Origin of the sequence: Streptomyces sp. NPDC002773, from assembly GCF_040295605.1 — a bacterium.
Taxonomy (GTDB): Bacteria; Actinomycetota; Actinomycetes; order Streptomycetales; family Streptomycetaceae; genus Streptomyces.
The window spans coordinates 1-14,269 of sequence record NZ_JBEOVO010000051.1 but is presented as its reverse complement, the minus strand read 5'-3'; the positions used below and the strand labels follow the sequence as shown (position 1 = coordinate 14,269).

Below are 14,269 nucleotides of genomic sequence, written 5' to 3'. Positions count from 1 at the left end.
GTCCGAGTCGGGTCGTGGGGCATGGGGCGCCTCCGGCGTGGGGGGCCGCGTGGCCGTCGGGTCAGCGGACGGTGAGGGTGCCCCTCATGGACTGGTGGATGTCGCAGAGGTAGGGGTACGTGCCGGCGGTGGGCGGCGCGGTGAAGGTGGCCGTCTTGCCGCCTTGGATGGTGCTGGTGTCGAAGGCGTTGGCGGCTTCTGCTGTCACGGTGTGGGGTGTGGAGTCCTCGTTCACCACGGTGATCTTGGTGCCAGGGGCGACGGTGAGGTCGGATGGCTCGAAGCGGAAGTTCTTGATGACGATGCGCGCTTCTTGGGCGGGCGTGACTGACGTCGGCGATGCCGAGGGGGAGGTGGGGGTGGATGTTCCGCCGGAGTCGGAGCAGCCGGCGAGTGTGGTGACGAGGAACAGGAGGACGAGCGGCAGGACCGTGTGCGGTCCACGGCGGCGGGGGCGAGTGAGCAAGGGAGTCTCCGGGATGCGCTGTGCGTGAAGCGGGCGGCCGGGGGCGGGGCCACGTCCGGGCTGCCGGACGTGGCCCGGGGAGCTCAGCCGGTGAGGAGTTCGGGGCTGGCGGCCTTGTCGGTGCCGATGAAGTCGTCCGGCACCGGGTACTGGCCGAGGACGAAGTGAAGGATCGCGGCGTGCATCGCTTCGACGGGGGCGATGGTTGCCGCGGTGTTGACACCGTCGATGTTCTTGACGTTGAAGGCGGCGAAGACGTACGTCTGGGTCGCCTGATCCTCCAGCTGGAGTGCCAGCTTCGCCACCCCAGGGACGTCCTTGACCTGGCCCAGGGCCTTGACGACGTCCTGATGGTTGGACAGCGGGGTCCCGGTGATCTTCGGCTTGCCCGCCCCGGCCAGGATCGCGTTCCACGCTTCGGCGTGGTCCTGGTGCTGGTCCATGGCGGTCTGGACGAAGGTAGCGACGGCCGGGGGTACGGTGCCGAGCTTGCCCGCCTTCGCTGCGGCGAGAGCGGCCTGGTAGGCGCCGACGGCCTGGTTCTCCAGCGCGGCGGCCAGGGCGACGACCTTCAGATCACCGGTGTAGGTGCCCGCGGACGGTGAGCCCGACGGGCTGGGGGCCGCGGCCTTGATGTCGGAGCTGCCGCCCCCGCACGCGGCCAGGGTCAGCATGGCCGCGGAAGCGCCGGCGCCGATCAGGAAGCCCCGGCGCCCCAGGGAGGTCTGCTCGGGTTCGGGCTCGGCTCCGGTCCGCTTGAGGTCGAACAGGCCCTGGACCATGTCACGCGCCGAGGCCTGCATGACCGGCAGCGTCGCTTCGTGGGCGTCGCGCAGGTCTCCGGTCAGGCGGGAGAGTTCGCCTTCGCTGATGGGCAGCTCCCAGCCGCCCTTGCTCCTGCTCATTTCACGGCCCCTTCGCTGATCGGGGAGGCGTTCTTGGTCGGGTAGAAGGCGTCGGGGAAGCCCACGCTGCCGGCGGCTGCCGGGAGCTTGGCGACATCGGTGGGGATGGCGATCAGCTCGGGCATGTCCGCGGCCAGGAGCGCCTGTACGGCGAGCAGCGTGGCCCGGTGCTGGGCTTCGACCGGGGCGACCGAGGCGAACAGCTGCCGCAGGTTGCGGTCCTCGACCTGCCCGATGTTTTTGGTGTATGTCTGGGCCGCGACGTCTTCCAGGGTGATGGCCAGTTCAACGACGTCCGCAGCCGTCTTGATCGTCGGGAGCTTCTCCTTGACGATGGCCGCGTACTTGGGGTCGGGGCCGTTCTGGGCTTTCCCGCCGGCCTTGGTGGCCGCCGCGTTGAACGCCTTGGCATGTGCGGTGTGCTGTTCGGTGGTCTTGGTGATGAACGCGACGACCGTCTTGTTGCCGTTCTTGATGAACGGCAGGCCGGCCGCGGTCCGGTAGACGTTCACCGCGAGGTTCTCCAGCGACGCGGCTGTCTGGAGCGCCATGATGTCGTCGCTGGTCGCGGCCGCCGCACGGCCTGCCCCCAGCAGCGTGGCGGCGCCTGCCACGCCGAGCACGGTGGTGCGGCGCTGCCACCAGCGTCGACGATCGGGCTCTGCGGCCTCGGTGAAGTCCGTCAGCGCCGCGCGTGTGACCCGCAGCGCGTCGCTGTTGAGGTCCTGTGACTGCTCGGTCAGCTCCCTCAGCAGTCTGGTGTCGATGTGTTCTGTGCCCATCAGGTCCTGCCTCTCTGCCGTGCTGGTCGGCACGGGCGTCGATGTGTTACTTCGGCACGTGCGGCCTGGCGGCCGAGCGGTGCAGCGCGAACGGCCCACACCGGCTGGGTTCCCGGTCGGTCACCACGGGCCCATGGCGGCGCGCGCGGTGAGCCCGAAGCCCACGACCAGGACGAGTGCCGAGGTGCCGACCGGTCCGTAGCGGGCCAGACGCCGTACTCGCTTCCAGCGGTCGGCCGCGGCGGCCTTCAGCCCGGCTTCGACGCGGTCGCGCAGACGTACGAGGAGCAGCCCGGCGATTGTGAGGGTGGCGGCCATCCCGAGTCCGTAGGCGAGCACGAGCAGGACGCCGAAAGCGGTACGGCCCAGGGCGACGGCGCCGAGGAGCACGACGAGTGCAGAGGGGCTGGGGACCAGCCCGCCGGCGATGCCCATGCCGATCAGGCCGCCCTTGGTCGTTCGCGTGGGCGAGGGGGAGTGCGGATGAGTGTGGGCAGGTGCGTTGCCCTGCCTGGTCAGCAGGGCGACGGGGCTGCCGTGGTCGTGTGCTGCGGGGGAACGGCCGCTGTCGGGGACGACCGGTGACGGGTCGCTCCCGGCATGGTGATTGCCGTGCTCGTGACCGTGGTCGTCGACGTGGTCGTGGTGGTGATCGTGTCCATGGTGATGGTGGTGCCCGTGCCGGTGACCGTGGTGGTGCTGGTGCCCGTGACCGTGGTGGTGGCCGGGGTTGCGGCGGGAGAGCGCGGAGCGCAGCAACCACAGTCCGATGGCGGTGACCAGGAGTCCGCTGGTGATGCCGAGCCAGGTCAGGATGGTCTCACCGGCCAGGTGGGTGGCGAGCGGCAGGACGAGACCGAGGAGCAGGACTCCGCCGGTGTGGGTGAGGGTGACGGTTGCCCCGACGGTGACCGCGTCCCTCGGAGTGCCTCGACGGCCGGCGAGATAGGCGGCCATGAGCGTCTTCCCGTGACCAGGCAGTACGGCGTGTGATGCCCCGAGCACGATGGCCAGGGTGAGGGCGAGGAGCCCGACCGGCACGGTCAGCTCCCGCGAACCAACGACGGATTCGAAGGTCGAGGAGATCTTGCCCAGCATCGTGCCGAAGGGGCCGGCGCCGTCGGCCGTGCTCCCCGTGATGGCCGCCGGACCGTTCTCGCCCGGCTCGGCCCGGAGCGACGCCGTCCGCTGGTCCGACGGGGTGGCCAGCGGGTCCGCGGGGTACCGGCGCAGCTCGTCGGTGGACGACGTGGCAGGCACGTCCGCTTCGAGGAGCCTCACGCCGTCGCCCCGGGCGGTGATCTCCTGCCAGCCGATACGCCGGGTGTCGTAGGAGGTGCGCAGCTCGATGTGGGCGGGGGAGCGCAGGTTGGCCGTGGCGGTCAGGGCGCACTGAAGCCTGCTGGTTTTCAGTCCGGCCTCGCCGGGATGATGGGTCAGCGTGGCCGTGACCGGGGCCCAGCGGAGGGGGGCTCCGTCGGCCGTCGCGTGCAGCTGTGCGGCGAGGATGGCACAGCTCTTGCCCGCGTAGGCCTCCGACTCCTGCGGTGTGATCTTGCCGTTCCGGTCGCGGTCGACGGCTGGGAACTCCTGCAGGGCGGCGATCTCGGCCCGGTCGACGACCAGTCGTGCGTCGACGCGGTCGGGGAGGAGTACGAGCCCGGTGTGGTGGTTGACGGTGAAGTTGCCGAGGGGGTGCGCGGCGGCCATGGGCGCCGAGGCACCGGCGACGAGGAGGGCCGTTGCCGCGCAGGCCGTCGCGCGCGCGAGGGTGGGAGTCATGCGGTGCCGTCGATTCTGCCGAGCGTGCTGCGGGCTTCGGGGGCGTGCAGGGGGTGGAAGCGGGGGTCGATGGCCAGCGCCCGCCGGAGGTCGTCCCGGGCCTGTGCGATGTGGCCGAGGGACCGGTGGATCATTCCCCGGTGGTAGTGGAACAGGGCGCTGCGGGTGCCGAGGGCGAGGGCCTGATCGGCGTGCTCCAAGGCGTCCGTGTCGCGGCCGGCGCGGTGCAGAGCCCACGCGTAGGCGTCGTGGACGGCGATGAAGGGCCTTCCCGCCAGAGCGTCGTCGGCCATCGTGACGGCCTTGCGGGCATCGCCGTGGTCGGCTTCGAACAGGATGGCGTCGACGTCGGCGGGATCGCCGCTCGCACGGCGGATCTGTTCCTGGGCGCGCAGGACCGCGTACTGCGCTTCCGCCTGATCGGGCCGCCGGAGCGACTGCTGCAGGTCGCCCAGGCCGAGCAGGTAGTGCGGCAGGGGAGCGATGGCGATGGCGGCGGAGTAGTCGGTGACAGCCTTCTCGGCGTTGCCCAGTGCCGCGTGGGCGCGGGCGCGGACTTCGAGGAGGGCGGCGTCGCGCGGGGCTTCCCCGAGCCCGGCGTCCGCATGCGCGATCGCGGTGCGCGGGTCACCGTTCTCCAGGGCGAGGAGCGCCAGATGGGTACGGGCGAAGGACCTCTCGTCCAGGGTCCCCGCCGCGCCGAGGGAACGGGTCATCAGATCCCGGGCCCGGCGCACGTCGCCCCGTAGCTCCCAGGTGTAGGAGGCCCGGGCGTAGGAGGCGCTGTCCGGGCGCAGGTCGACCATGCGCTGTACGGTCCGGTACGCGTCCTCGTACCGGCCCAGCTGGGTGTAGGCGTCGGCCAGTACGCCGTGGGACGTCGGACCGTACGGGTTGGTCGCCGTGGCCTTCATCGCCCAGTCGAGCGCTTCTTCGAAGTTGTGCCGCCCGGCGGCGAGCGCGCCCATCGCGGTCTCGGCCAGATGGTTGCCGGACGGCTGGAGCTTCAGAGACGTCCGCAGGGCGCTCTTTGCCCGGTCGTAGGTGGCCGGGTCGGCGGTGGCGCGGGCCTGCTGGACGTATGCCATTCCAAGCGCGGCCCAGCCGGCGGGATCCTTCGGGAGCGAGCGTACGCGTTCCTGGAGCGCTGCCACGGACCCCCTCCCGGCAGCGGGACTCGTCGACGGCTTCCCGCCTTCCGCCGATCCGGCCGGCGAGGAGCCGGTCGGGGTAAGTCCTACGGCTCCGACGGCGAACATCACCACCCCGAGCACGAGGGTCACCGCCGTACCGCGCAGGTGTCTGCGCTTGTGTGGCGGCTCGGGGGCTGGGGCGTTCTGGCCTTGCACTGATCCTCCGGGCGTGCGGGTGCGGGGCGGGCACCCTGGTGGGGCACGGCGACCGCCGCGCCCCACCAGGTCGTGTACGTCAGGCGGTGCGGCGGCGCCGCCAGGTGCGGTAGCCGGCCACGCCGAGCAGCAGCGCGCCCATCGCGCCGAAGGCGGACGCCTGGGCCGGCTTCAGCGAGGACTGCTTGACGCCGTTCCCGCCGCCGGAACGGTTGACGTTCTTGGTGTGCGGGAGGGCGACGTACGGGAACGACGTCCCGAAGGCGACCTCGTTGGCGTTGACCTTGTCGCCCTCCGCCAGGGCGGGGACGAGCTGGCCGGTCTGGGCGGCGCCTTCGACGGCCTGGAGGGAGATGTCGATGACGTCGTCGGCCAGGCGGCGGCCGTTGGGGAAGCCGGCCAGGTCACCGGCGAGGACGCCGAGCCGGTTGGGCCGGGCGGTGGGGGCCACGGCCATGTTGAGGCGCAGTTCCTCGGCGGGGACGATCTGCCTCAGGTCGGCGTCCTGGTTCAGCCGGTGGGCGTTGAGGTCGGCCTTGATCGGGCCGCACGCCTTGCAGATGCCGGTGAGGTAGATCTCGGCGAGGTCGTTGCGCGGGGTGGCCGGCGCGGGGATGCCGTAGATCTGCTGGATGAGCTTGGGCAGGATCGGGTCGTACACCTTGTCCACGACCGGCTGGACGGTGCGGTCCTGGTCGGGCGAGATGGAGTTGAAGGCGTCCTTGAACTGCAGCGGGACGACCACCTCGTTGACCAGCGGGTTGCCGAGCCGCGAGACCTGCCGGTAGCCGTCCTTGGTCTTCTCCGAGGCCTTGCCGGTCACGTCGGCGCCCCGGCGCTCGGTCGTCGACCAGATGCCGATGACCGGGTTGCGGGTGCTGTTGCCGCGCAGGGCCAGGTCCTTCTTGGGGATCTGCAGGGCGACGGTGTTGACGTTGTAGCCGGCGAGGGTGTCCTGGCCGCGCTTGCTCAGGTCGCCGCCGTAGAGGAGGTCGAAGACCCGCAGGTCGGCGAAGAACGGGTCCTCGGTCTGCCCCGCGAACGCCTTGCCGCCGCCCTGCAGACCGAGCACGGCCTGCGAGCGCAGGGCGCCGTAGTTCGGCATCGACGCCTCGCCCGTGCGCGAGGGCGCGACGGGCGCGTCCCGCAGCAGGGTACGGGTCTGGCCGCGCTCGTCGGTGACCGTGAGGTCGTAGAACTGGCGGAAGTTCAGGTCCGGGTCGGTCAGGGACGTGACCTGTCCGGTGTTGTACAGGAACTGGTTGGCCGCGTCACGGATCTCGTTCCGGAACTTCCACTTGTAGGTGACGTCAGGCCGTCCGTCACCCGTGTTGTCGATCTTGATGGTGTAGCAGGCGTCGTCGGCGAACGGGTAGAAGTTCGGGCCGCCGTTGGGCTCCTCGAAGGGGATCCAGTTGGCAACCAGGGTGACCGTGTCACTGCGGTCGGGGCTGGTGAACGCGTACACGTCGGTGTTGTCGGCGCGCGGGTCACCGGCGATGAGGGGGGCCTCGCGGTGGCTGGAGGCGACGCTGGTGCTCGGGGCGAGGGTGAGCACCGCCAGCCCGGTGGCCAGAGCGCCGGCGCCCAGGACGAGGAGCGACTGGTCGACGACGCGCTTACCGGGCCTCTTGGAACGGGACATCTACGGCTGGTCCTTTCGGCTGCGAACCCTTCAGCCCGCCCGTACGGGCGGCGGATGGGGGTTCAGCACGTGGGGGAGTGACGTGGGCGAGGGACGGACGGCCTGTCACGACGAAACCGCGCTCTGCCATCGCGTGCATCGCCACACGCAAGCTGCGTAAGCCGTAGAAAACCATGCGCGCAGCGCCAACATCATCGACCCAATTCCAGGCAGAGCGTGACGCGATGACGGAATGAACCGCAAACACGCAGGTGAGGGCCTGCGGGCAGAGAGTAATGCGGTTCGGAAACACCGACGACACGAATTTCCGTGATTACGCCAGTCAGGCAGCAGCGCCCCTTACTGCAAGTGATTCGCAACAAGAGGGTGGCCGTCGTCGCAAGGACGGCCCGGCAGCGGGAAGTCGACCCCTCCGAGGAGACCCCTGACTCTGTGCAAGCGACACCGGGCAGATGAGCCCGGGCCACGCCCCAGCTGTAGCGCGGCCGTCACCGGTGCGGTGGCTCAGTGGGCGAGGTCCTGGACGAAGGGGCCGGGAACATCGAGCGCCTCGGGCGCGGGAGAAAGGCACTTCCACAGCAGCGTGCGGTCGGGAGCGATCAGAAATACGGCGGGCGCTCGCCCACTGTCTGCGGGGGCGAGCCCGAACATCCTGGCCACACCGTCATCGTCGTCGGCGAGCAGCGGAGTCGTCAGGCCGCGCGCATGAGCTGTGACCTCCTGCGAGGAGAGGCTGTCAGGGCTGATGGCCCACAGTGCCCAGGCGGGGGGCTGACGGCGCTCCGCAAGCAAGTCGGCGTAGGCCATGAGGCGTTCGAGGTGATCGCTACGGCCCAGCGCCGGAGAGAAGAAGAGAAGCATCACTCTCCCCCGCTGACGGCACAGCATGTAGGTCCGACGTGTGAAACGGCCCGCTTCGATGCTTCCTCCGGGGAGCGCGAAGTCGCCCACGTAGTCGCCCACCTCGGGTGTTTCCGGCACTGCGCGCCCCCAGGTCTCGGATCACTTCCATGCCCCGGCCACTCCCGAATGTCGGCCCTGTGGTCGAGAAGCGCCGGCAGCGACGCTGTACGTTCCAGCGCCCATTGTGGCCCCGCACGTGCCGGTATCTCCAGAGGGCGGGTCGGCCTCAGCCAACTCGGTCACGGTTTCGACGGCCGCCTTTGAGACTGCACGGTTCACGCACCTTCGAGCCGACGAACAACCTGCTCCCCGTATCCGTCACAGCGGGGCTCGTTCATTCCAGACCAGGAGACTTTTTGCTCCGTTTGCCGCGGCGCGCTTTATCAGCTTGCTTTCAGGCCGTCATCGGTTTTCTGTCTGCTTATCTGCTGCCCTGGCGCCGCTCGCAAGGCGGCTCACCCCGACACGATCGGAGACGCGATGCGTACTGCAGTTGTCACCCTGGCTATGGCCGCCACGGCGGCCGCCGCCATCCCTGCCGCGGCGGTGCAGTCCCAGGACGGCTCATGGGGGCGCTCCGGCGGCGGTCTTATCAGCGTGGGACTGACCACGGACCAGCGGCTGGTCGGCTTCAGCGTCCACGCACCGGACGACACATGGGGCCTGGGCCGGATCAGCGGACTCCGGGGCGACACCAGGCTCATCGGTATCGATTTCCGCGTCCAGGACAGCAAGCTCTACGGGGTCGGCGACCGGGGCGGCATCTACACCGTCGGCAAAGACGCCAAGACCCTCAAGGTTTCCCAGCTGACCGTCTCCCTCACCGGCAGGAGCTTCGGTGTCGACTTCAACCCCGCCGCGAACCGGCTGAGGGTCATCAGCGACACCGGCCAGAACCTGCGACACAACATCGACGACCCGGCCGCCCCTCTGACCACCACCGTCGACGGCACCCTCACCAATCCCACCACGCCGCCGTCCACCGCCCTCGGGGTGACCGGCGCCGCCTACACGAACAACGACCTCAACCCCAGCACCGCGACGACCCTGTTCGACATTGACACCGTCAACGACCGCGTCTCACTCCAGTCCCCTGCCAACGCGGGCACCCTCGCCCCGACCGGCAACCTCGGCGTCGACGCCGGCCCGTCCGCCGGTTTCGACATCCACTACCAGGCCGGGACAGGTGAGAACAAGGGCTTCGCCGCTCTGAAGACCTCCGGGGCGTACCGCTTCTACACCGTCAACATCCTCGACGGCGAGACCCTGCTCCAGGGGACTTTCCCTGCCTCCCGGCAGGTCTTCGACATCGCCCTCCCCCTCGACCAGCACTGACATGCGCCGGGCATGAAGGCGCGCAGCACGTTGCATGCCTTTGCGGTGGAAAGAAGCCCCGCCGTGATCGCCGCCCCTACCGTCATAGCCGGCGCACCGCCCTCGTCGCCCCCGGGTACAAGAACAAGAGCCCTCAAGTGACCCTCCCCTGGGGTTGTGACGTTCAACGCTCATGACCTCGTCCTGGGCTGGCCGCTTCGCAGTGGCAAGCGGTCCGGCCTTGTCCCGTAACGACAGAAGTGAGCATGGCACCTTCCCGAACCCGTCCGCGCGCACCTATAGGACCCGCGCGAGCTCCGGTCCGACGCCCGAGTCGTGTACGGGATGCGTGCAGGGTAGGGCCCCGGCGGCGGGTGGCCACCGGGGTCCTGCGGAGGCTCGACCTCTCCTTCGTGGCTTGGGTTCCCCCTTGCCGAACGGCGTCGGGGCAGTCAGTGGCTGCCGTTGATCGTGCCGCAGTCGGCGGGTGCGGTGGCTTCCTGAGGCAGCTTCGGGTCGAGGTCGCTCTTGCCCTTCCCGAAGTCGTACATGCCGTTGCCGTTCGGGTCGATGCCGTGCTGCACGATGTGCAGGTCCTTGATGTTGTCGGCCACGGCCTGCGACACGGCGATCGTGCGGGAGTACGACAGCCTGCCGTCCTTGTCCGCCACCGGCATCCGGTCGACGGCAAGCCCGCTGGCCTTGGACGTGTCGCCCTTGGTCGTCAGGGAGATGTTGATGTCCCCGTAGGCGGGCAGCCCCTCGGTGGTGCTGACGATGCCGTCACCGTCCTTGTCCGCGCTCTGGTCGGGGCAGGTGTGCTCGTGCCCGTCGGTGGAGCCGTGGATGTGCTGGGCGTGCGGTTGGCCGGGGACCAGACCCTGCGCGTCGATCTTCACGGTGAGCTGCCGGCCCTCCAGGCTGAGCTGCGCGGTGCCCTTGGCGCCCGAGTCGTTCAGCGGTCGCAGATCGACCTGGTAGTTGCGGCCCTGCTGGTTCTGGGAATCACCGTTGCCCTCGCCGTGGGCGAACGCCGGAGCCGCCACGGCGAGACCGAGTGCTGCGGGCAGTGCCACGAGGGCGGAGAGACGGGTTGAATGCTTGATCGTCATGGGAATGCATCCCCTTCCGGGGAGTTTCACCACCGGCTCGGAGCCGATGTCGCGTGGAGGTGTTCGTCCCTTCTTGGGTTATTCGTCGCTGATGGCGGGGCGGATTGCTCGGAGGTGGATCGGGGGTGCCACGTGATCACTGCGATGACCTGCTTGCCGCATGGCGACTGACTCGCGTACAGCAAGGCACCGAGCATTCTGACGATGGCCAGTCCCCGCCCTGACGTGGCGAGCGGATTTCCGTCCGATCGCGGTCGGGGAGGGATCGAGGAGGCGTCGCTGACGGCGATGCCGGCCCGGCCGGGCTCCACGGTGACCGTGAGGGCGTAGGGGCCCTCGGCATGCCGAACCGCGTTGGCGGCCAGCTCGGACACGATGAGCAGGATGTCGTCGGCCACGCCCTCCGGGCAGGACACCCGAGGGGACGCCAGTATGCGCGCCACGGCCTGGCGGGCGACGTGAGCCGCCAGTGGCCCTGGCGGAAGAGGACCGTGGATCGTCGTCTGCGGTCGTACGGATGCGCTGTCCATGGCTCTTCCTCGTTCAGCGGCCCACTGGTGAGCCGGGCGGCCCGACCGGCTCTCCGGCCGTCCACGGGCCCTCATTAGGAATTCGCTGCAGAAGGGAGAAGGGATGGCACTTCATCACAAAAACCAGCAGGCATTGTCGAGTGAAGACCCGGGCTGGCTCATCCGTCACCGGGGCAGTTGCGAAACGATCGCAAGAAAGCGGTGTCGTCCCGCGGGAAAGGATCTCTGCTACGACTGCCGCCTTGTTTCCTCGGTCTGCGGTGCGGGCGACAATGTGAGGGCGGCTCCCCCTTGGCTTCCGTGGCGGGCGCTCACGGGACTCGTGTTCCTGCGGTGACGCAGACCGATTCGTCGGGCTCGCTTAAGAGCAGCCTGCAGAGGTGTTGCTCGCATTGCACGACATACTGGACCAGCGCGTGACGTCACCGTCAGGCTGGGAACGTCTGGGCCGGTGAGCCTGTGCGTGGCTCTGCGGAGAACCCGTGGTCCGACGGCGGCCGTCCTGCTGGGCTCTGGTCACCACGGGCGCCTCCCCCGATGTTCTGGCAAGGCACCACCCGATTGCACCTGTGCGCAGCACGGCGGCTCTGAGGCCTGACACCGGAACCCGTCAGCCAGGGAAAGATCTGCCACCACTCTGCCGGGCATACGGACCAATCCGCTGCCGCCTGGGTGTCGAACGACGGTTGACCGCTTCCACGTTGCATGCGGAGGAAATGTGTTGACCGTCGAAAGATCCGGGCCGGAGCCTCTGCTGACCGTGACGGACGTCGCTGGGATCATTGGCAGGTGCTCCCGCACTGTCGTGCAGATGGCGGCGCGCGGGCTTTTGCCGGACCCCGTCGCCCGCGAACGCCGCCGACCCCTGTGGACGCCGGGTTCGCTTCACGAGTGGTTCGGCAGACTTCACGATCACGCGGTCGTCGTGCCATGCCGACCAGACACGCTCGCCGACCTCCACGCGCATGGCTTCTACGCATGCCCCGCGGGGCGCAGGTACGTCGGCCTCGCTCGCCCTTCCCTCCTCGTCGTGGCTCCGCGGGAAGGGGAGGCTACGGTGTGTGAGGTCACTCATGTGCTGACGGTAGGTCAGGAGATTCCTGGCACGCATCACGCGAGCGACGAGGAGGGCCGCACCCGCTTGGCCGACCTGCTGGTGGCGCCGGCTCCACAAGGGCTGACGGTCTTTCGACTGCGAACGGGCGACAAGGTCCGGATCCTGGGCCCCACCGTCCGACAGGGGCGCTACGTGCCGGGTCATGCGGTACTAAAGGCCATGCGAGAAGGCTTCTTGGAGATTCCCGCCCTCGACGCGGCGTTTCCCCTTCGTTGGTAAGGAACGGGGTGAGGGCAGGACCGAGGAGTTAGGTCCAAGCCCTGAGAAGAGGACAGGTTGGGTGCGGCTGCGTCCCTTCCCGAGTGATCGGTGGGTCACCGAGGAGACCGACGTTGCACCGCCGGCTGCAGGCGCGCGCCCAAGCTCAGAGTTGGTCAGCACCGACGACTCCGCGCCGTACGGCTCTTTGGTCGAAGAGATCGGGAGGAAGGGGCGCGGGGCGGATGCCTGTAGCGGCCCTGTTGGGCCGAGGCCGACGCCTGTCGGTCCGGCGCCGCTCCCCTGCGACTCGTCCTGGTGGTGCTCGGCGTGGCTTCCGTGCTGTCATGCTCTCTGCTCCGCTCCGGTCCGGCCTCGGTCCCACCCGTTCGTGCGCCTCCGTGTGCGCTCCGGGCACCCGTCCGTGTGGTCGCTAAGACCGGCCTAGGTGTGGACCCCTCCACGGGGCGCCGGACGGGAACGGCTTTCGACGTCACCGGCCGGGCGCCGCCTCCGAGGGCAGACCACGCGGACTGGTACGCCCCGTTCTGCCAGCAGATTCGCCAGCGCGTCGGTCTCTTCCTCGGGCAGGGCGATGGCGGCCAGGCGGCGGGCGCGGGTGACGGCGACATACGTCGGGTCTTCGGGATCCTCGCGGTCGACGAGGGAGGCGTACGTGGCGAGCACGACGACCGGCCCCGCCCCGGCCCACAGCGAGAGCTGGATCGGTTTGGTGGTGGTCCGCACCCCGAGCGAGCCGAGCACCGGGTCGTTCTCCAGCGAGCACACCGCGACCATCGGCGCTCGGTGACCGACCGCCCGCCACGCCTCGGCGGTCTGCGCGAGCAGGTCCAGGGTCGGCACGGTGACGAGGATCCGGCCGTCCGCGAACGACTCCAGCGCGCACGCGGCGGCGGTGATCGTCTTGCCCGACCCGGTCGCGGACACGATCGTGCCCCGGGCCCCCTGCGGCGGCACAGATGATCTTGCAGGGAATCCGACCCATGCACGGAAGGCAGATTTCTGATGGACCTGGTGTTCTCTGAGTGAGATGACGTGCATTTCCTGGTTCCCTTTTCCGGGGCGGGCTTCAGGTTTCCGGGGCGTGAGGTTATTTCGAGGGTGTGCCGAATCGTCGAGTCCTCTGAGCCCCCACGAGTCCAGTCCGGCGTAGATCGTGGCGGTCTGGCAACGCGGTGATTCCATGATTTCGGCTTCGCCGCGGTAGACGGCGACCAGCGAGTCGGTGCCGCGCCACCAGGTGTCCGCAAGGCCGGCGACCTCTGGCACGACCTCGAACCCGTCCAGCTCCAGGTCGTCCACAGCAGCGCCTGTCAGCGTCGTGGTCGTGCGCGCACATCTACGGGCGTGATCCGCCAACGCCAAAGCTTCCACCCACCCCTCGACGCTCGCATGCAAGGGCACCCACTTCCCGGCCTCGAGCCCGAACTCCCCGTTCGGACCCACCACGAACGAATACGGAAGAGCCGTACGCTGCGCACCGGCGTCGAAGAGCCAGTCAGGGGCCGGCCCTTCGGGAACGCCCCCACGGAACGCCCGAGGGCCTCCGTCATAGTGAGGAGAGGGGGGAAGGGTCAGGCCACCCCAGACAGCCTCGAAGGCGGACACCCGATCGATCTGGCCTCCAGGGATCCCGTGATCCAGCCAAAAGGCCCTGGACTGCTCGACATCACCGCGACCGGTCCAGTAGCCATGGCACCCAATAAAGTACTGTGCTCTACGGGTAAGGCCTTCAGGGATTCCCTCGTTAATCACCATCTCTACCCCTACTCTCTTTTTGCCAAAGGTACATGGTGTATCAACTCTGACGCACCATGTACCGCAGAACCCGACACCAACGGACACCCCACCCTCGCAGCCAGCATCGCCCGCGGCAGCGGGCCCACGATCCTGGAGGCGCAGCCGGAAGGATCGTTGAGGCGGGGGAGCGCAGCGGACCCGCCGACCCCGGGTTGAAGCGAAGCGGAAGCCCGGCTATCGGGGCGAAGCCCCCAGCTCCGGGAGCGCAGCGGACGGAGTGTCACCTCTGGTGCGCAGCACCGGAGGTGAGTGGGCCGCGCAGCGGCCCACCAACGCTCCCGCGGAGCGGGAGCGTAACCACCGCGCGCAGCGCGGTGGTTCGCTTGCCCATCGCTGCGCGAGGGG

At 69.2% G+C, this 14,269-nt stretch carries 9 protein-coding genes and 2 pseudogenes; 1 reads left to right on the top strand and 10 read right to left on the bottom strand.

Going from position 1 to position 14,269, the window contains the following annotated elements:
• Positions 1–61: 61 nt before the first annotated feature.
• From ABT034_RS33245 to ABT034_RS33215, 7 genes are all read right to left on the bottom strand, one after another.
• Positions 62–466, bottom strand: a complete 405-nt coding sequence (locus ABT034_RS33245) for a cupredoxin domain-containing protein (RefSeq protein ID WP_351220821.1) — start codon at positions 464–466, stop codon at positions 62–64.
• 83 nt (positions 467–549) lie between these two features.
• On the bottom strand, positions 550–1,371 hold the full coding sequence (locus ABT034_RS33240; protein ID WP_351220820.1) for a ferritin-like domain-containing protein: 822 nt from the start codon (positions 1,369–1,371) through the stop codon (positions 550–552).
• Positions 1,368–2,153 (bottom strand): ferritin-like domain-containing protein, encoded by a 786-nt coding sequence (locus ABT034_RS33235; RefSeq protein ID WP_351220819.1) that lies wholly within the window; start codon positions 2,151–2,153, stop codon positions 1,368–1,370. The genes ABT034_RS33240 and ABT034_RS33235 overlap by 4 nt, the downstream gene beginning before the upstream one ends.
• 120 nt (positions 2,154–2,273) lie before the next feature.
• Positions 2,274–3,935, bottom strand: a complete 1,662-nt coding sequence (locus ABT034_RS33230) for a nickel/cobalt transporter (RefSeq protein WP_351220818.1) — start codon at positions 3,933–3,935, stop codon at positions 2,274–2,276.
• Positions 3,932–5,089, bottom strand: a complete 1,158-nt coding sequence (locus tag ABT034_RS33225; protein ID WP_351220817.1) for a tetratricopeptide repeat protein — start codon at positions 5,087–5,089, stop codon at positions 3,932–3,934. The genes ABT034_RS33230 and ABT034_RS33225 overlap by 4 nt, the downstream gene beginning before the upstream one ends.
• A gap of 274 nt (positions 5,090–5,363) precedes the next feature.
• On the bottom strand, positions 5,364–6,929 hold the full coding sequence (locus tag ABT034_RS33220; protein ID WP_351220816.1) for a DUF4331 domain-containing protein: 1,566 nt from the start codon (positions 6,927–6,929) through the stop codon (positions 5,364–5,366).
• A gap of 504 nt (positions 6,930–7,433) precedes the next feature.
• Positions 7,434–7,892, bottom strand: coding sequence for a redoxin domain-containing protein (locus ABT034_RS33215; protein ID WP_351220815.1), 459 nt, complete (start codon positions 7,890–7,892; stop codon positions 7,434–7,436).
• A gap of 420 nt (positions 7,893–8,312) precedes the next feature.
• Between ABT034_RS33215 and ABT034_RS33210 the strand changes: the two genes are divergently transcribed.
• On the top strand, positions 8,313–9,167 hold the full coding sequence (locus tag ABT034_RS33210) for a DUF4394 domain-containing protein (RefSeq protein ID WP_351220814.1): 855 nt from the start codon (positions 8,313–8,315) through the stop codon (positions 9,165–9,167).
• A 437-nt stretch (positions 9,168–9,604) separates the two neighbouring features.
• Here ABT034_RS33210 and ABT034_RS33205 read toward each other — a convergent pair.
• The 3 genes and pseudogenes from ABT034_RS33205 to ABT034_RS33195 all read right to left on the bottom strand — a co-directional run.
• Positions 9,605–10,258 (bottom strand): annotated as a pseudogene (locus ABT034_RS33205) (hypothetical protein); the annotation flags it as partial.
• 26 nt (positions 10,259–10,284) lie between these two features.
• The gene (locus tag ABT034_RS33200; protein WP_351220813.1) at positions 10,285–10,788 is read right to left on the bottom strand and encodes an ATP-binding protein; all 504 of its coding nucleotides are present in this window, start codon (positions 10,786–10,788) and stop codon (positions 10,285–10,287) included.
• A 1,906-nt stretch (positions 10,789–12,694) separates the two neighbouring features.
• A pseudogene (locus ABT034_RS33195) lies at positions 12,695–13,165 on the bottom strand (DEAD/DEAH box helicase family protein); the annotation flags it as partial.
• Positions 13,166–14,269: the final 1,104 nt, after the last annotated feature.

Bases quoted from the DNA above. Each gene is read 5' to 3' on its own strand.
- ABT034_RS33240 (WP_351220820.1), bottom strand. From the start codon at position 1,371: ATGAGCAGGAGCAAGGGCGGCTGGGAGCTGCCCATCAGCGAAGGCGAA.
- ABT034_RS33235 (WP_351220819.1), bottom strand. From the start codon at position 2,153: ATGGGCACAGAACACATCGACACCAGACTGCTGAGGGAGCTGACCGAG.
- ABT034_RS33230 (WP_351220818.1), bottom strand. From the start codon at position 3,935: ATGACTCCCACCCTCGCGCGCGCGACGGCCTGCGCGGCAACGGCCCTC.
- ABT034_RS33220 (WP_351220816.1), bottom strand. From the start codon at position 6,929: ATGTCCCGTTCCAAGAGGCCCGGTAAGCGCGTCGTCGACCAGTCGCTC.
- ABT034_RS33210 (WP_351220814.1), top strand. From the start codon at position 8,313: ATGCGTACTGCAGTTGTCACCCTGGCTATGGCCGCCACGGCGGCCGCC.
- ABT034_RS33200 (WP_351220813.1), bottom strand. From the start codon at position 10,788: ATGGACAGCGCATCCGTACGACCGCAGACGACGATCCACGGTCCTCTT.